The 15,424-nt window shown below is 67.5% G+C and carries 16 protein-coding genes; 7 read left to right on the top strand and 9 right to left on the bottom strand.

Features of this window, described 5'->3' with window-relative positions; translation table 11 throughout:
- Window positions 1-6 precede the first annotated feature (6 nt).
- The 3 genes from fghA to ACLBKS_RS10675 form a co-directional block, all read right to left on the bottom strand.
- The gene (gene fghA, locus ACLBKS_RS10685) at window positions 7-837 is read right to left on the bottom strand and encodes an S-formylglutathione hydrolase (protein ID WP_410192798.1); all 831 of its coding nucleotides are present in this window, start codon (window positions 835-837) and stop codon (window positions 7-9) included.
- Between the two features lie 127 nt (window positions 838-964).
- Window positions 965-2,986, bottom strand: coding sequence for a sensor histidine kinase (locus ACLBKS_RS10680; protein WP_410192797.1), 2,022 nt, complete (start codon window positions 2,984-2,986; stop codon window positions 965-967).
- A gap of 8 nt (window positions 2,987-2,994) precedes the next feature.
- Window positions 2,995-3,669 carry a DNA-binding response regulator gene (locus ACLBKS_RS10675; RefSeq protein ID WP_410192796.1) on the bottom strand — a complete coding sequence of 225 codons (675 nt, stop codon included), beginning with the start codon at window positions 3,667-3,669 and terminating at the stop codon, window positions 2,995-2,997.
- A gap of 192 nt (window positions 3,670-3,861) precedes the next feature.
- Between ACLBKS_RS10675 and ACLBKS_RS10670 the strand changes: the two genes are divergently transcribed.
- The 7 genes from ACLBKS_RS10670 to tgt all read left to right on the top strand — a co-directional run bounded on the left by ACLBKS_RS10670 (window position 3,862) and on the right by tgt (window position 10,350).
- Window positions 3,862-4,395 (top strand): outer membrane beta-barrel protein, encoded by a 534-nt coding sequence (locus ACLBKS_RS10670; protein WP_410192795.1) that lies wholly within the window; start codon window positions 3,862-3,864, stop codon window positions 4,393-4,395.
- A gap of 53 nt (window positions 4,396-4,448) precedes the next feature.
- A complete protein-coding gene (locus ACLBKS_RS10665) occupies window positions 4,449-5,996 on the top strand; it encodes an LPP20 family lipoprotein (protein WP_410192794.1) in 1,548 nt (515 codons plus the stop codon).
- Window positions 5,993-7,156: a hypothetical protein gene (locus ACLBKS_RS10660; RefSeq protein ID WP_410192793.1), complete on the top strand. Its 1,164-nt coding sequence runs from the start codon at window positions 5,993-5,995 to the stop codon at window positions 7,154-7,156. Before ACLBKS_RS10665 ends, ACLBKS_RS10660 begins: the two co-directional genes overlap by 4 nt.
- A 63-nt stretch (window positions 7,157-7,219) precedes the next feature.
- Window positions 7,220-7,795, top strand: coding sequence for an LPP20 family lipoprotein (locus ACLBKS_RS10655; protein ID WP_410192792.1), 576 nt, complete (start codon window positions 7,220-7,222; stop codon window positions 7,793-7,795).
- A 220-nt stretch (window positions 7,796-8,015) separates the two neighbouring features.
- Window positions 8,016-8,645, top strand: coding sequence for a hypothetical protein (locus tag ACLBKS_RS10650; RefSeq protein WP_410192791.1), 630 nt, complete (start codon window positions 8,016-8,018; stop codon window positions 8,643-8,645).
- Between the two features lie 117 nt (window positions 8,646-8,762).
- The gene (locus ACLBKS_RS10645) at window positions 8,763-9,125 is read left to right on the top strand and encodes a hypothetical protein (RefSeq protein WP_410192790.1); all 363 of its coding nucleotides are present in this window, start codon (window positions 8,763-8,765) and stop codon (window positions 9,123-9,125) included.
- Window positions 9,126-9,159: 34 nt separating this feature from the next.
- Window positions 9,160-10,350: a tRNA guanosine(34) transglycosylase Tgt gene (gene tgt, locus ACLBKS_RS10640; protein WP_410192789.1), complete on the top strand. Its 1,191-nt coding sequence runs from the start codon at window positions 9,160-9,162 to the stop codon at window positions 10,348-10,350.
- A gap of 77 nt (window positions 10,351-10,427) precedes the next feature.
- Here tgt and ybaL read toward each other — a convergent pair whose 3' ends face one another.
- From ybaL to ACLBKS_RS10610, 6 genes are all read right to left on the bottom strand, one after another.
- Window positions 10,428-12,149 (bottom strand): YbaL family putative K(+) efflux transporter, encoded by a 1,722-nt coding sequence (ybaL, locus tag ACLBKS_RS10635; protein WP_410192788.1) that lies wholly within the window; start codon window positions 12,147-12,149, stop codon window positions 10,428-10,430.
- 117 nt (window positions 12,150-12,266) lie between these two features.
- Entirely contained in the window at window positions 12,267-12,620 is a 354-nt protein-coding gene (gene mnhG / locus ACLBKS_RS10630) for a monovalent cation/H(+) antiporter subunit G (RefSeq protein ID WP_410192787.1), read from the bottom strand.
- On the bottom strand, window positions 12,617-12,895 hold the full coding sequence (locus ACLBKS_RS10625; protein ID WP_410193039.1) for a K+/H+ antiporter subunit F: 279 nt from the start codon (window positions 12,893-12,895) through the stop codon (window positions 12,617-12,619). The genes mnhG and ACLBKS_RS10625 overlap by 4 nt, the downstream gene beginning before the upstream one ends.
- Before the next feature lie 14 nt (window positions 12,896-12,909).
- Window positions 12,910-13,401, bottom strand: coding sequence for a Na+/H+ antiporter subunit E (locus tag ACLBKS_RS10620; RefSeq protein ID WP_410192786.1), 492 nt, complete (start codon window positions 13,399-13,401; stop codon window positions 12,910-12,912).
- Window positions 13,398-15,083, bottom strand: coding sequence for a monovalent cation/H+ antiporter subunit D (locus tag ACLBKS_RS10615; RefSeq protein WP_410192785.1), 1,686 nt, complete (start codon window positions 15,081-15,083; stop codon window positions 13,398-13,400). Before ACLBKS_RS10615 ends, ACLBKS_RS10620 begins: the two co-directional genes overlap by 4 nt.
- Window positions 15,080-15,424: a Na+/H+ antiporter subunit C gene (locus ACLBKS_RS10610; RefSeq protein ID WP_410192784.1), complete on the bottom strand. Its 345-nt coding sequence runs from the start codon at window positions 15,422-15,424 to the stop codon at window positions 15,080-15,082. The genes ACLBKS_RS10615 and ACLBKS_RS10610 overlap by 4 nt, the downstream gene beginning before the upstream one ends.

The raw sequence follows: 15,424 nt of genomic DNA, 5'->3' as shown, positions 1-15,424 counted from the left end.
ACAGTCTCAGCGCAACGAGGCCGCGTGGTGCGCCAAGTGGTCGCCGATGAAGCTGGCGATGAAGTAGTAACTGTGGTCGTAGCCGGGGTGGCGACGCAGCGTCAGCGAATGCCCTGCTGCGTCGCAGGCTTGCTGCAGCAACTCCGGCCGCAGCTGTTTGCTCAGGAATTCATCGCTGTCGCCCTGGTCCACCAGCAGCGGCAAGCGCTCGGTGGCGCTGGCAATCAGCTCCACCGCGTCCCAGTCCTTCCACGCCGCGCGGTCCTCCCCCAGATACGCTGCGAAGGCCTTGCTGCCCCAGGGCACCTGGCTGGGCGCGACCACGGGTGCGAAGGCCGAGACGCTGCGGTAACGGCCCGGGTTGCGCAGCGCGGTGACGAGCGCGCCATGGCCGCCCATGCTGTGGCCGAAGATGCCGCGCGCTTCGGTGGTCGGGAATTGTTGTTCCACCAGCGCTGGCAGTTCCTGCGCCACATAGTCTTGCATGCGGTAGTGCTGGGACCAAGGGGCTTGCGTGGCATTGATGTAGAAGCCCGCGCCCTCGCCCAGGTCGTAGCTGTCCACGTTGGGCACGCCCGGTCCACGTGGGCTGGTGTCGGGCGCGACGAGGATGAGACCATGGCGTGCCGCATGCTCTTGCGCACCCGCCTTGGTGATGAAGGTCTGCTCATTGCAGGTGAGGCCGGCCAGCCAGTACAGCACGGGGCAGCGCTCGCCAGCGACGGCAGCGGGCGGCAGGTACACGCCGAATCTCATCTCGCAGCCCAGCGTGGCGGACGGGTGCTTCCAAACTTCTTGACGGCCACCAAAGCAGGCGTGGCGCTCAACGCGGTTCATCTTCTGTGTCTCCTTGTGGGTGGGAATGAGGGCGCGCGAAAGCACATTCTCGTCCAGAAGCCAAGGCGGCCCGCGTGGGCACCCAGGCCGACCGCGCGGCGTGCATCGACAGGGCTCGGGCCCGCGACTACGGGGTGGCCGATGCGGGCGCGGCCGAGGGCCCCGGCGGCGCGATGGGCAGCATCAGTTCGACGCGGGTGCCCTGATCGGAGCTGACGATCGCCAATCGGGCCGAGAGCGCGGCGGCGCGCTCGTGCATGGCTTGCAGGCCCTTGCCCGGCGTGAGGGCGGGCTCGAAGCCCAGCCCATCGTCCTCGATCACGATGTGCAGGGCCTCGCCCTCGGGGCCGTGGTCACGCTGGGCGGACACGCTGAGTTGGCTGGCCTGCGCATGCTGCAGCACGTTGGAAATGGCACCGAAGAGCAGGAACTGCAGGTTGCGCGCGTCGCCCACATCCAATCGCGCCAGCGGCGGCAACTCGTCCACCGTCCAGTGCAGCGTGATGCCGCCCGCGCGCAGGCGCGGCTCCAGCCGGTAACGCAAGGCCGCCAGCATCGCACCCACGTCACCGGGCTCGACCTGCATGGCGTCGATGGAAAGTTTGAGCTGGTCCAAGGAGTCGGTGAGCGTGCGCAACAGCTCCTCGCTGTTGGTGGCACCCGAACGCAGCTGGCGGATGGCGGTGCTCAGGTGCACGCCCACGCCGTCGTGCATGTCCTTGAGGATGCGGCCGCGCTCCTGCTGGCGCGCCTGGTCGCGCGCCAAGTTTTCGAGGCGCGCGTAACTCTGGGCCAGCTCTTGCTCGCGCGCGGCCACGCGCGCGCTCAACTGCTGGGTCAGTTCACGCGCGTACTGGCTGGCCGCGCGAAAGCGCTGGATCATGATCACGATCAGGGCCAGCCCAAACAGCACCGAGGAATAGCGTATCCAGGTGTTGACCTCCAGGCTCCCTGCCGCGAGGCGGATGGCCAACCAATCGCGCACGCCCATGGCGACGTTGATCGTGCCGATCAAGCCCACGACCAGGCGCGTGCGATCCCCCAGATGCAGCAAGGCGCGCCAGAGGTACAGCAGCGCATAGGCCACGAAGATCAGATTGGCCATGCCCAGCCACATCGTCAGCCACACGGGGTTGTCGAGCCACTGGGTCAGCGACGACGCCAGCATGGCCGTGACCACCAACGCGCCCAGCCCCCATTTGACCCAGCGCGCCGAGGGCCGCTGATGCCAGCCCGCCACGCAGTGGCAGAACCACCCCACCCCCGCGATCCAACCAGCGAAGGCCACGGTCACCACCACGTTCCAAACCGGCCAGGGCAGCGGCGGCCTGTGAAACACCACGTCGCCCACGCGCAAGGCCCAGCAGTACTCGGCCAAGAAGGCGGCAAGGTACAGCGCATTGGATTGCGGCCCGACCTGTCCCTGAACCGGCTCGCTCTCGGGCTGCGTGAACCACAAGGCCAAGGCCAGGCTGCCCACCAGCAGGCTGAACGCGGCGATGATGACGGACATCTCGACCCGCATGCGGTAGCTGGCGTCGTACAGCGGACGCACCTCGGCCTGCGGCCCCAGCAGAGGACGCGCCAGGCCGCCGCGACGTCCTTCATCGGCGTTCAAGCGGATGAACAGGCGGTTGTCGGTGTCCGTGATCAACTGCGGCGGCACCGTGACGTACTGCGGCGCGCGGGAGTAATCCGCCGTGTTCGGCTGGTTCAGATCGCCCAGGCGTTCGAGCAGGGTGCCGTTGAGCCAGATCTCGGCGGTGTTGCCGATGCGCGGAAAGTAAATGCCATAAGGCTCACCTTCGCCCTGGCCCACCTTCGGGACGTCGAAGCGCAGTTCGAATTCAGCCTGACCGGCACGGCCCGGGTGCACGCGGTCCCAGTGGTACGGCAAGGTGACCGCGCCCAGCGCCACCGGCGCTTGTCCCACGACGTGCACCACCGCGCGGGCCTGCGCCAGCTCTTGCAAGGCCGGGGCCATCGGGGCAACAGGCACTGCGCCGGGAGTGCTGCTTCCCGCGTAGGGTGCGCCGGTGGCCGCCGCGCTCACGAGGCCACAAACGATCAGACCGGCGGTGAGACCCAGTCGGCGCCAACCACGCACGCCCTGCGCAAGCGCGGATTTCGCGGGAATGGGCAGCGCCATGGCCATGCTCAAAACGATTTCAGCAGGCCCATGCGGGTGGCCTCGAACACCGCCTCGCCCCGCGAATGCACGGCCAGCTTCTGGTAGAGGTTTTTGATGTGGGTTTGCACCGTGTGCACGCTGATTTCCTGCAGGCGTGCGATCTCGGCGTAGGAAAAGCCGCGCGCGATCAACTCCAGCACCGCTTGTTCTCGCGTCGACAGCGCAGGTGCTTGCGCCTCGGGCAAGACCGGGGGCGCGGCAGGCGCGGCTTCGGCCAGTGCCCGGTAGCGCCGCAGCACGCGCCGCGCGACCATGGGCGAGATGGGCGAGGCGCCCGCGCGGATTTGCAGAATGGTCTGCGCGATGTTCTCGGGACGCTCGTCCTTGTGGATGTAGCCCACGGCACCGGCTTCGATGCTGTCGAGCACGCTGTCCTCGTCGCCAAACATGGAGATGACCAGCATGTCCACCGCCGGAAAGCGGGCGAAGGCATGGCGCATCACATCGAGACCGGAACCATCGGGCAGGCCCAGATCCACGAGCAGCACGTCCAGCACCAACTCGGCACTGTCCAGCCAGGCCTTGGCGGCGGCCACCGTGGCCGCGGCGCCGACCAGCGACAACCCGGGCGTGTCCTGGATGCAGCGGGCAAAGAAATCGCGGGTCTGCGGGTCGTCCTCGACCACCAACACGGACAACATGGAAGAAAGGGAGTTTGGGTCTGCGGGGCTGTTCAAGTCGTCTTTATACCCAGCGTCGGCCACGGTGGGACATCACATGAATTCGGGATGTTGCTTTCCAGGTCGCGCTTCCAGAATGCGCGCCAAGCCCGGTGCCACACCGGTACCCCGCTTCCACTCACCCTGTCACACATCCTTCAAGGAGTACTCACCATGCGTTCCCCCTCCCCCCTGCGCCGACTTCTGGCCTCACTCACTCTGGCGGCGGTCGCTGTGCTGGGTCTGGCCAGCGAGGCCCAGGCGCAAGACAAGCGCAGTGAAATCAGCTTGTCCGGCGACATCAGCAGCACCGACAACTACGACCGCACCGTCATCTGGGCGAGCTACGGTTTTTACCTGACGCCCCAGATGGTGCTCAAGCTGGGCTACACGCGCTTCTACACGTGGCAGCACGCACCGTACTCGGAACAGGTCACCAACGGGTTCGACGTGGGTGCGCGGTATTACTTCCAGGTGGGGAGAACTGGGGAATTCGTACCCTTCGTGGAAGCGGGCGTGGGCACCTCGGAAACCACGGTCTGGAGCGTGGGCAGCACCACCACCGACAGCAGTTCCACCTTCACGCTCAAGGGCGGCTTCTCGTACTTCATCAACGAATCGGCCAGCTTTGACATCAGCGTGTACCAACGCTCCGAGGACCCCTCCGACACCACCGGCATCCTCTTCGGCACCACCGTGCGCTTCTGATGCCACGCTGATCGCCGTCCATGTCGAGCGCGCGCTTTTCCAGGGGCCGTCCCATGCTGGCACGGTTGACGGTGACGGCCCTGTTTTTCTTTACTGCGGCCCCGCTCGCAGGGGCCGCTACCTGTCCGGGCAACGGGGCGCAGCCCCCTTGGGTGGCCAGCCCCGACGCGATTTCCGGTGCCTTTTTCTTCGCGGCCGGCGTGTCCAGCCTGAGCAGCGGCCCCTTGGCCGAGCGCTTGGACTCCGCGCGGCAGAACGCCTTGCGCAGCCTGGCCAGCCTGATCCAGGTCGAAGTGCGCAACTCGCTGACGATGGAGCAATCTCAACGCCAAAGCGGCGGCGCGGTGCTGACAGAGTCCACCCTGCGCACGCTGACGGAAACCTCCACCCAGGCCACGCTGGAAAACGTCGAGACCGTGGCCACGTGGGAGGATGCCGCGAATTGCCAGGTCTGGGTGCGCGTGCGCATCGCCCAGCAGATCGTGGAAGAGAAGAAGCGCGCCGCCCTCGCACGCCAATGGTTCACGCAATTCAACGAGCAACTGGCGACCGCGCAAGACGAGACGCAACCCCTGGGCGCGCGCCAGACCGCGCTGGAGGCGGCGCAGGACGGGCTACCGCGCATCACGCTGGCGCTGATTCCCGAAGCCAGTTCACCCGCGTACTACACGCAGCTGCTGCGGCGGCTGGACACGAGCTTGGGCACCGCCGCGCGCGAGCTGGAGGGCGTGCGCCAACGTCTCGCCCAGGCCGATGCTCAGTTGCTCAAGGCCGAGGATGCGCCCGATGAGGCGGCCAAGGCGCGCCTGCGCCTGAGTGCCATCGGCACCTATCGGGACCTGCTGCGCCAGCATGCCAACGGCCTGCCGCCGCTGTTCGCGCCGGGAGATCTCTACCTCAAGCTGGCCGAGGCGGAGGAGTTGCGCGCCAACCGCTGCGGCGCCAAGACGTATTACCAACTCGCGCTCACGGCGCGGCAACTGGTGGACCGCAGTGCCGTGGCCCGCCAGCGCGCCAGCAGCCTGAACTGCTCGGCAGCCGACCTGGAAACGGCGCGCTGGCGGCAGTACTTTGAGGGGCGGCCGCTGGAGCTGCTGTGCCTGCAGAGGGTACAGACCGCGCTGACCGCACAAACCACACATGCGGTGCAGTCGGCGCAGACCGCGTCAACCACACCCTGGCACAAGGCCTGCGACGAGGTGGGCAATGGCTTCCGCGCCCTGGGCGCCGATATCCAAACCCGCAACGCGACCCTGCCGCCCGCGCAAACTCAGGCTCTGCTGCAAGGCAATCTGCCGGAAAAGCTGGGCGCCCCAGGCCAAACGGACCGCCCCATGCTCGTGGTCTTGGCGTCGGGCAAACTGAACAGCCGCCAAGACACCAGCCCCAACGGCTCACCGTCGCGCGCCTACCAATTCGAAGGTCTGCTCTGGACCCTGCTCTGGGACGGCGGCAAGCCGGTCTACACCGACCGCTTCCAAGGTTTGACGGGCTGGAACCCGGTGTCGGCCGAGATGACGATGGACGTGCTGGCGCTCAACGTGGTGCGGCGCTGGCAAGAGCGCTTTGGCAAGTTCCTGAACCCGGAGATCAGCCCATGAGGCGCGCCAGCGTCATCCTGCTGTGGGCCTGGGCCGTGGCATTCGGCGCGGGGCTGATGGCGCAAGCACAGGGGCAGGTTCGCGCCGCCACGCCAGCGCGCAAGGTGGCCGTGCTGGTCTATGCGTCACCTGCCCTGCCCGCGGCGCACGCCCGCATCGCGCAGACCCGGCTGGAGCAAATCCTGGCCGACAACGGCGTGACCGTGCTGGACCGCGAACAAGCCGACAAGCTCAAGCAAGGCTGGGGCCGGTTGCAAGACCCCGGCGCGCTGATCACGGCCGAGGAGTTCGTCGCCAACGCCGCGAAGTACGCGCTCGATGGGGTCTACCGCGTCTACCTCGACACGGGCGTGGTGCGCGGCGTGGCGGGCCTGTACAGCGCCACGGCGCTGTCCGACATCCGCTACGTGGGCGAGGACGCGCAGGTGCGCGCCGCCGCTTCGCCGCCCATGGGCGTCAAGGGCTTGCCGCCCTCGGACGGCCTGACCGAGAGCGCGGCCGTGAGCAACGCCGTGCAGCGCGCGGTGGACGCGACCGCCCAGGCCCTGGGCCTGCAAGTGCTGGACTACACCAACCCCCGGCTGTTCAGCGTGCGGCTGCAGGCCGTGCCCACGGTCGGCGCCGATTACCGGGCCGAAGCCCGCCCCGCGCCGCTGGCGGCGGCCGATCCCGCGCTCAAGCGCGTCAAGCTGGCCGAGGGCGATTGGCTCAGCGAGGAGATCACCTGCGCGCAGCCGTCACCGGACGGCAAGATGGTGGCGGTGGGCGGCTACATCCGCAAGACGCAGTTGCTGGGCGGACGGCCGCAGCGCAGCTATGGCTCCACCGTGCATGTGCTGGACCTGGGGGCCGACAAGGAAGTCGCCACGTTCGTTTCCGCCCCGGTGGCGGACCGCACGCGCGACGAGCAGGGCGGCAGCAAGGTGCTGGACTGCCTCTTTCTCTCTGGCTGGCGCTACGTCGCGGCCGTGACCAACAGCAAGCTGTTCCTGTGGGACACCGAACGCGGCGCGGTGATGAGCGAAATCACCTTCGACCGCGCCTACGAGCTGGCCCGGCTCGAGCATGGCCGCTCGGGCGATCAGGACTTTTTGTCTTTCTCCTTCCAGGGTCTCACCACTGGAAGCGGCCGGGTGAGCTACCGCATCACCCGGGAATGAATGCGCTGTCACCTTTGGGCAAGCTGCATGGGAGCCGTCGTTTTCTTCAACAAGGAGCTTTGTATGTCACACCGTTTACAACATGTCGCCGCCCTGGCTGCGGTTCTGCTCGTCAGCGCGTGCTCCGCGCCGACCCAGGTGGCGGAATGCGTTTTTCCCAACTCCAAGCAGCCCGCGCCCGGCTGGATTTGTGACCAGCCGGTCGAGGGCATGGCCGTCACGGCGATGGGCTCGGCCACGCCATCCCAAGCGGGCCTGGACTTCATGAAGCAGATGGCGGCCACGGCCGCGCGCGTGCAGTTGGCGCAGCAGATGCGCATCGAAGTCGAGAACATGATCAAGCAGTACGCCGAAACCACCGGCGCGGGCGGCAGCGAGACCGTGGACCGCGTGAACACCGCCGTCACCAAGCAGATCACCAGCCAGAGCCTGCAAGGCACCCGCATCGTGCGCAGCCTGCAAGGCCCCGACGGCACGCTGTACGTGCTGGTCGGCCTGGACCCCAGCGCCGCGGAGCAGGTGGCCAAGAACGCCATCAAGACCAGCATGAACAACGAACAGGCCGCCTGGCAGCAGTTCAAGTCCCAAAAGGGCCAGGAAGAGCTGGCGGCTGACATCGCGCGCCTGTCGAAGAAATAAGGGGCGCACGCTGGGCGGGGTCGGGTGCGCCGCCAGCGGCCCGCTTGGCCGCGGTGTACACGCACGCCCTCGCCCCCTTACCATGCCCTCCGATAGCACGCTCACCCCAGCCCCAAAACGGGCAGTTGAGGGGAAAAACGGCCTCAACACCTGGCTTAGCGCCCTGTCCAGGCCCGCAAAAATCCTGTTCCAGATTGATTCTGTTTCAGGGGTATTTGCCATGATTTCCACCGTCAACAACACGCTGCTGGGCTATCTGGCGTCTCAGGGCCTGCTGTCACCCGTCACGGCGGGCAACATCGCCAGTGCCACCTCCAAGACCGAATCGACCAGCAGCAGCACGACGACCAACTCCAGCTCCAGCAGCGACGAGACGATTTCGCAGTCCTCGCTGGACCGCGCCGCGGGCATGTTCAAGACGGCGACCATTGCCCGCAATCTGGAGACCGCCCAAGTGGCGCTGGCCGCCGATCTGCGCGCGGCCCTCGAGAAGGCGCTGGCCAAGCTGGAGGGCAACGTCCAGTTCTCGGTGAATACCAAGGGCGAAGTGACGGTGGAAGGTTCCGACAAAGACAAGGCAGCCGTGCAGGCCGTGCTCAAGGCCGACACCAGCGACCCCAGCCTCGCCAGCCGCATCGCCACCCAGGCCAGCGACGCCATGGCGCTGTCGACGCAAATTCAGCAAAGCGCGGCCATTTCGCAGGCTGCGAAATCCTCCGCGACGCCCGACGGCGTGATCTCCCTCTACCAGTCCTTGATGCAGCAGACGGCATCGACCAGCGTGGTGTTTTCGGTGTCCGCCACATCGAGCACGCTGACTTACCCCGGTTCGCTCAAGGCCAAGGCCTGACCCCTCCTCTCGCGGGTCGCGTCCCGCGCGCCGGCCTCTCTTGAGGACCCAGCGCCCGGCGTCCGGCAAAAACCCGCGCCCGCGGTCCGCCACGCCGCTTCGGGGACAATCGCGGGCATGCCCCACCTCTGTTCCCGGGCCCCTGCCCGCCTCGGCCTGCTGGCCGCCTTGCTCGTCATGTCCGCTTTCGCGTCGGCGCACGCGCAGTCGCTGATGGAGCGGCGCAACGCCATGCACAAAGGCACCTCCCCCGGTGTCGTCATCATCGACGCCAAGCCGGACGACAGCTCGGCCACCCCGAGCACCGACGGCGCGCCCCAGGGCGAGAAGCCCACCGGCCTGAGCGCCATCTTCGACAAGCTGGGACCGCCCAGCGGCTGCCCGCTCGGCGCCGCCCGCAAGGCGGAATGCCCGGACCAGGGCATCGAAGTGCCCACGGGCGCGCCCTCCGCCTCGAACACGCCCAACTTCAGCCGCTGACCTCTCGGCGCCCGCTGACTGCTTCCACCATCCCATGCTCCGCTTTGAACTGCTGCGCACCGAGGGCCAAGCCCGCCGGGGCCGTCTCACCCTCAACCACGGCGTCGTCGAAACGCCCATCTTCATGCCCGTGGGCACCTACGGCACGGTCAAGGGCGTGCTGCCGCGCAGCCTGCACGACATGGGCGCCCAGATCATCCTGGGCAACACCTTCCACCTTTGGATGCGCCCGGGCCTGGACGTGATGCAGAGCTTTGGCGGCCTGCACGGCTTCGAACAGTGGAACAAGCCCATCCTGACCGACAGCGGCGGCTTTCAGGTCTGGTCGCTGGGCGCGATGCGCAAGATCACCGAGCAAGGCGTGCACTTCGCCTCGCCCGTCAACGGCGACAAGCTCTTCATGTCGCCCGAGGTCTCGATGCAGATCCAGACCACGCTGAACTCCGACATCGTGATGCAGCTCGACGAGTGCACGCCGTACTGGCAAGGTGGCAAGGGCAGCGGCCACATCACCACCGAGGCCGAGGCCCGCGTGTCGATGGAACTCTCGCAGCGCTGGGCCAAACGCTCACAGGCTGAGTTCGCGCGGCTGGAAAACCCCAACGCCCTCTTCGGCATCGTGCAAGGCGGCATGTTCGAGCACCTGCGGCAGGAGTCTCTGGAGGCCCTCGTTGAGATGGACTTCCCCGGCTATGCCGTCGGCGGCGTGAGCGTGGGCGAGCCCAAGGACGAGATGAACCGCATCATGGCGCACACGCCGCACCGTCTGCCCGCCCACAAGCCGCGCTACCTGATGGGCGTGGGCACGCCGGAGGACCTGGTCAACGGCGTGGCCTGTGGCGTGGACATGTTCGACTGCGTGATGCCCACGCGCAACGCGCGTAACGGCACGATATTCACGCGCTACGGCGACCTCAAGCTGCGCAACGCGCGCCACAAGGCCGACCACCAGCCGCTGGACCCGAGCTGCACCTGCTACGCCTGCGCGGGCAGCGCCGGCATCAGCTGGGAGCAAGGCGGCCCGGACCACGGGTGGCAAGGCTTCTCACGCGCCTACCTGCACCACCTGGACCGCTGCGGCGAAATGCTGGGCCCCATGCTGGCGACCATCCACAACCTGCACTACTACCTGAACCTCATGCGCGAAGTGCGGGAGGCGCTGGACGCGGGCGCCTTCGCCGCGTTCACCGCGCGCTTTCACGCGGAGCGGGCGCGGGGGGTCTGAGACCGCCGCCGCGACGGCGCGGGTGCGGCGGCCCAGGTGCGGCGGCTCAGGTGGCCTCTGCTGGCTCGTTAGGCACGTCAATGCCCGCGCGCGTGGCCAGGCAGCAGTTGCTTGAGCACGTGGTCCGTCATGCCCCGCGCGAGTTCGTGCTCGCCCAGGAACACCGTGCCCTGAGTGTCCTTTTGCAGCAGCTCGGCTTCTTCGTCGTTGTGGGTGCGCAGCACGACCTGGATGTCGGGGTTGAGCTGGCGGGCGATCTCGACCATCTGCCGCACATTCACGGCGTCGGGGATGGCGATGACCAGCATGGCCGCGCGCGTCACATGGGCCTGGATCAGCACCTCCGGCGTCTGGGCGTCGCCGCTGACGGCGGGCACGCCCTTCTTGCGCAAGGCGTCCACCAGCTCGCGGTTCTCCTCGGCGACCACGTAGGGGATGTGGTGGTCACTCAGGCTGCGCGCGATGCGGCGCCCCACGCGTCCATAACCCACCAGCACCACTTGCTTGCTGAGCAAGCGCGGGTCGGTGCTCATCGGCAATTCGGACAGCGGGTCATCACGCAACTCCAGGCGGCGCGCGAACTCGGAACGCGCCAGCAACCAGCGCCGGACCGGATCAATGGCCGCGAACAGGGACACATTGAGCGCGATGGAGATCAGCGCGCCCGCCAGCACCAGGCTCTGACCCTCTTTCGGCATCAAGTGCAGGGCCACGCCCATGCCCGCCAGGATGAAGGAGAACTCGCCGATCTGCGCCAGGCTCGCGCCCACGGTCAGCGCCGTGTTGAAGGGATAGCGGAACAGCAGCACGATGGCGATGGCCACCAGCGGCGTTCCCACCAGGATGACCAGCACCACGGCCAGGAGCTTGAAGGGTTGCTGCCAGATCACCGAGGGGTCGAACAACATGCCCACGGAGACGAAGAACAGCACGGCGAAGGCGTCGCGCAGCGGCAGGGACTCGTCGGCGGCGCGGTGGCTGAACTCCGACTCACGCATCATCATTCCTGCGAAGAAGGCTCCGAGCGCGAAGGACACGTCAAACAGCTTCGAGGACCCATAGGCCACGCCCACCGCGACGGCCACGACGCTGAGCGTGAACAATTCGCGTGAGCCGGTGTGGGCCACCCACCACAGCAAGCGGGGCAGCACGCGCCGACCCACCACCAGCATCAGCGCGACAAACGCCGCCACCTTGAGCAAGGTCAGGCCCACCGAGGCCCAGAGGTCGCGGGTCGGCATCAGCAAGTCCGCCCCAGTCTCCGGCGTGGCGTTCAGCACCCCGGCCAAGGGTGGCAACAACACCAGCACCAACACCATGACCAAATCCTGGACGATCAGCCAGCCCACGGCGATTTGGCCGTTGACGGACTTCAGCAGATTCTTGGCTTCCAGCGCGCGCAGCAGCACCACCGTGCTGGCCACCGACAGGCACAGGCCGAACACCAGCGAGCCCCCCAGCCCCCAACCCCAAAACCAGGACACGCCCATGCCCAGCAACATGGCCGCGACGATTTGCACCAGCGCCCCTGGCACCGCGATGCGCCGCACCGCCATCAGGTCCTCCAGGGAAAAGTGCAGCCCCACGCCGAACATCAGCAGCATCACGCCGATCTCGGCCAGCTGGCTGGCCAAGCCCACATCGGCCACGAAGCCCGGCGAATTGGGTCCGACCACGATGCCCGCGACCAAGTAGCCCACCAGCGGCGGCATGTGGAGCTTGGTGGCCAGCAGGCCCAGCACCATGGCAATGCCAAAACCGAAGGCGAGGGTGGCGATCAGACTGAGGTCGTGGGGCATGCTTGCGCTCTCAAAAAAGGAGCAGATTCGGTGAGTCGGAATGTAAACCGACGATAACCGACTTTCGCGGCGCGCCCGGGGATTCGACGGGCACCCACCGTGCCTCGCCCCTCGGGTTCATCGACCCGTCTGACCGCCCTCGGAGCGACCCAGGGGGGGTGGCAAGGCATCCCCCGCGCGACGGCGCCGGAACAAGGCCGCGCGCGCCAGCACGAGGGTGGTCACGGGCGCGGTGATCGACAGAACGATGATGATCAACCACACGTGCAAGGCGAGAGAGCCCGCGCGCGCCGAGAAATGGACAATCGAGGCCAAGGCCACGATCCAGGCCGCCAGCGTGGACGCCAACGCGGGCGCGTGCATGCGCGTGAAGAAATCGGGCAAGCGCCACAGGCCCAGGCCAGCGGCCAGCACCACCACGCCGCTGAGCAGCAGCAGGGCTGCCACCACATAGTCGCTCCAGGGCGTCATTCGATCACCTCGCCGCGCAACAGGAACTTGGCCAAGGCGAGCGACCCGACGAAGCCGAACAGCACCATCAGGAAGGCGCCCTCGAAGTACATGCTGCTGTCGTAGCGGATGGCCAGCACAAGCATCACCAGCATGCCGACCACGTAGATGAAGTCCAGCGCCAACACGCGGTCCTGGGCGCTGGGCCCGCGCAGCATGCGCAGCAAGCCCAGGCCCATGGCCACCACGTAAAGAACCAGTGTGGCGGCGATGGCGTAAGTGAGCAAGGGGCTCATGGTGCTGATGTTGCTCATGACAGGATCTCCCTCAGGGGCCGCTCGTAGCGGTTCTTGTAGTGGTCGATGAAAGCCGCATCGTCCCCGCTCACGTCGAACACGTGCAGCAACAGGCGGCTGCGGTCCGGGGCCAGTTCACACCACACCGTGCCGGGAATCACGGCGGTGATCATGGCGAGGGCGGCCAAGGCATGGTCATTGCGCAGATCCAGTGGCACCACGACAAAACGGCTGACCGGGCGCGCGTGACCCGGGCGCAGCACCCCGCGCACGACCTCGACCCCGGACAGCACCACGTCGCCACCGACGCGCAAGACCAGGCGCGCCAGCACCAAGGGCCTGCGCACCGCGGGCCCGGCCGGGCGCAGCGGCGCGGCCAGCACGGGCAGCACGAGGGCCAGCAACAGCCCCAGCAGCAAGTTGCCCGGGCTCAGGCTGCGGGTCAGCATCAGCCACAAGGCCAGCAGGCCCGCCGACAGCCAGGGCGAGGGCAAGCAGCGCTTCATCGCCCTGCCTCCTCGCGCGCTGACCGGGCGGCAGCGGGCACGGGCTGCGCCGAGAGCACCGCCGCGATGTACTGGCTGGGCGCATGCAGGCTGGCCGCCGTCTTGCGCATGTAGTCCAGAGCCTGCCCGGCCTGCAACACCAGGGCCAGGCCCACGGCCAGCAGCAGGCCGATGGGCAAGGTTTCCGCCACGCGCAGACGCGGGGCGGGCCGCGCCTGCGCGGTCCAGAAGTGGCGCATGCCAATACGCAGCAAGGCGGTGGCCGCCATCAGGCCGGACAGCAGCAGCAGCGCGAACAGCAGCCAGGCCGCTGGGCGCTGCAATTCCAACAAGGCCGTGAGCATGGCCAACTTGGCCACGAAACCCGACAACGGGGGCAGCCCGCTGACCACGAGGGTGCAAACTGCGAAGGTCAGGCCCAGGAAGGCCAGGGCCGCGGGAATCGCGCGACCGATCAGCACTTCCTCGTCGTCGTCGAGGTTGACGCCAGGCAAGGGCTCGGCCTCGATGAAGGCGGGCAAGGTGTCCTGACCATCGTCGATTGCATCCGGACCGAGTTCGACCTGGCGAGCGCGTTCCAGCAGCTCCACCAGCAGGAACAGCGCGGCGGCGGCGAGCGTCGAACTGGCAAGGTAGAACAAAGCGCCCGCGGCCAACGCCGGCGCGCCAAATCCGATAGCCGCCACCAGCGTGCCCGACGAAGTGATCACGCTGTAGGCCGCGAAGCGCCCCAGTTGCTGCGAGGCGAACATCCCCGCCGCACCAAAAGCCAGCGTGGCGACACCGCCCCAGACCAAGGCCCAGCTGCCAAACGGTTCGGCCCCGGACGCCCCACCGCCCGCGGCGGCGGGAAAGCACAGCGTCCACAGGCGCAGCACCGCGTACACCCCCACCTTGGTCAAGATGGCGAACAGCGCGGCCACCGGCGCGCTGGCCGCGCCATAGGCCCCGGGCAGCCAGAAATTCAAGGGCCAGAGCGCGGCCTTGGCCAGGAAGGCCACGGCCAGGATGGCCGCGCCCGCGTGCAACAGCCCCCGGTCGACGTCGGGCACCAAGGGCAACTTGGCCGCGATGTCGGCCATGTTGAGCGTGCCCGTCACCCCGTAAAGCACGGCCACGCCGATGAGGAACAGCAAGGACGCCACCAGGTTGACCGCGATGTAGTGCAGGCCCACGCGCACGCGTTGCGGCCCGCCACCGTGCAGCAGCAGGCCATAGCTGGCCGCGAGCAACACCTCGAAGAACACAAAGAGGTTGAACAGGTCAGCCGTCAGGAACGCACCGTACAGCCCCATGAGCTGGAGCTGGAACAGCACATGGAAATACACGCCCGCTTGGTGCCAACGCGCCAGAGCGTACAGCAACGACGCCAGGCCGACACAGCCCGTGAGCACCATCAGCAGCGCCGAGAGTCGGTCCAGCACGAGCACGATGCCGAAGGGCACTGGCCAGTTGCCGGGCAGGTAGACGCCGAAAGCCAGGGTCAGGTCCTGTGCGTGCACCGCCTGCATCAGGTACACCGCCAGCAGCAAGCCCGCCAGGGTCGAGGCCAGATTGACCACCGCCTTGACCTGGCGGCGGCCCTCGCCCAGCAAGAGCATGAGCGCGGCCGTGGCCAGCGGCAGCAGCACGGGCGCGACGATGAGGTGCGAGCCGCCCAGAGACGAGAGCGCGACGGTCATGGCCGTTCCTCCCGGCCGTCCACATGGTCGCCGCCAGAAAGCCCCCGCAGCGCGAGCAGCACCACGAGGAAGAGCGCCGTGGTCGCGAAGCCGATCACGATGGCGGTCAGCACCAGGGACTGCGGCAAGGGGTCGGTGTAGCTGTCCAGCGTGGGGGGCAGGCCTGGCAGCACGATGGGTTCCTTGTCGATGGACAGACTGCCCACGCTGAAGATGAACAAGTTGATGGCATACGACAGCAGGGACAAACCGATCAGCACCTGGAAAGTCCGCGGGCGCAGCAGCAGCCACACACCCGAACCCGCCAGCACGCCAATGGCGATGGAGATCACGACTTCCAT

This window comes from Hylemonella sp. W303a, from assembly GCF_046452315.1.
GTDB lineage: Bacteria > Pseudomonadota > Gammaproteobacteria > Burkholderiales > Burkholderiaceae_C > Hylemonella.
The sequence above is the reverse complement of the archived record's forward strand: the minus strand, read 5'-3'. Positions and strand labels throughout refer to the sequence as shown.

Excerpts from the sequence above, each read along its gene's own strand:
- ACLBKS_RS10610 (WP_410192784.1), bottom strand. The coding sequence starts at position 15,424 with ATGGAAGTCGTGATCTCCATCGCCATTGGCGTGCTGGCGGGTTCGGGT.
- mnhG (WP_410192787.1), bottom strand. The coding sequence starts at position 12,620 with ATGACGCCCTGGAGCGACTATGTGGTGGCAGCCCTGCTGCTGCTCAGC.
- ACLBKS_RS10660 (WP_410192793.1), top strand. The coding sequence starts at position 5,993 with ATGAGGCGCGCCAGCGTCATCCTGCTGTGGGCCTGGGCCGTGGCATTC.
- fghA (WP_410192798.1), bottom strand. The coding sequence starts at position 837 with ATGAACCGCGTTGAGCGCCACGCCTGCTTTGGTGGCCGTCAAGAAGTT.
- ACLBKS_RS10680 (WP_410192797.1), bottom strand. The coding sequence starts at position 2,986 with ATGGCGCTGCCCATTCCCGCGAAATCCGCGCTTGCGCAGGGCGTGCGT.
- ACLBKS_RS10645 (WP_410192790.1), top strand. The coding sequence starts at position 8,763 with ATGCCCCACCTCTGTTCCCGGGCCCCTGCCCGCCTCGGCCTGCTGGCC.
- ACLBKS_RS10625 (WP_410193039.1), bottom strand. The coding sequence starts at position 12,895 with ATGAGCCCCTTGCTCACTTACGCCATCGCCGCCACACTGGTTCTTTAC.
- ACLBKS_RS10615 (WP_410192785.1), bottom strand. The coding sequence starts at position 15,083 with ATGACCGTCGCGCTCTCGTCTCTGGGCGGCTCGCACCTCATCGTCGCG.
- ACLBKS_RS10650 (WP_410192791.1), top strand. The coding sequence starts at position 8,016 with ATGATTTCCACCGTCAACAACACGCTGCTGGGCTATCTGGCGTCTCAG.
- ACLBKS_RS10675 (WP_410192796.1), bottom strand. The coding sequence starts at position 3,669 with ATGTTGTCCGTGTTGGTGGTCGAGGACGACCCGCAGACCCGCGATTTC.
- ACLBKS_RS10655 (WP_410192792.1), top strand. The coding sequence starts at position 7,220 with ATGTCACACCGTTTACAACATGTCGCCGCCCTGGCTGCGGTTCTGCTC.
- ACLBKS_RS10670 (WP_410192795.1), top strand. The coding sequence starts at position 3,862 with ATGCGTTCCCCCTCCCCCCTGCGCCGACTTCTGGCCTCACTCACTCTG.
- tgt (WP_410192789.1), top strand. The coding sequence starts at position 9,160 with ATGCTCCGCTTTGAACTGCTGCGCACCGAGGGCCAAGCCCGCCGGGGC.
- ACLBKS_RS10620 (WP_410192786.1), bottom strand. The coding sequence starts at position 13,401 with ATGAAGCGCTGCTTGCCCTCGCCCTGGCTGTCGGCGGGCCTGCTGGCC.
- ACLBKS_RS10665 (WP_410192794.1), top strand. The coding sequence starts at position 4,449 with ATGCTGGCACGGTTGACGGTGACGGCCCTGTTTTTCTTTACTGCGGCC.
- ybaL (WP_410192788.1), bottom strand. The coding sequence starts at position 12,149 with ATGCCCCACGACCTCAGTCTGATCGCCACCCTCGCCTTCGGTTTTGGC.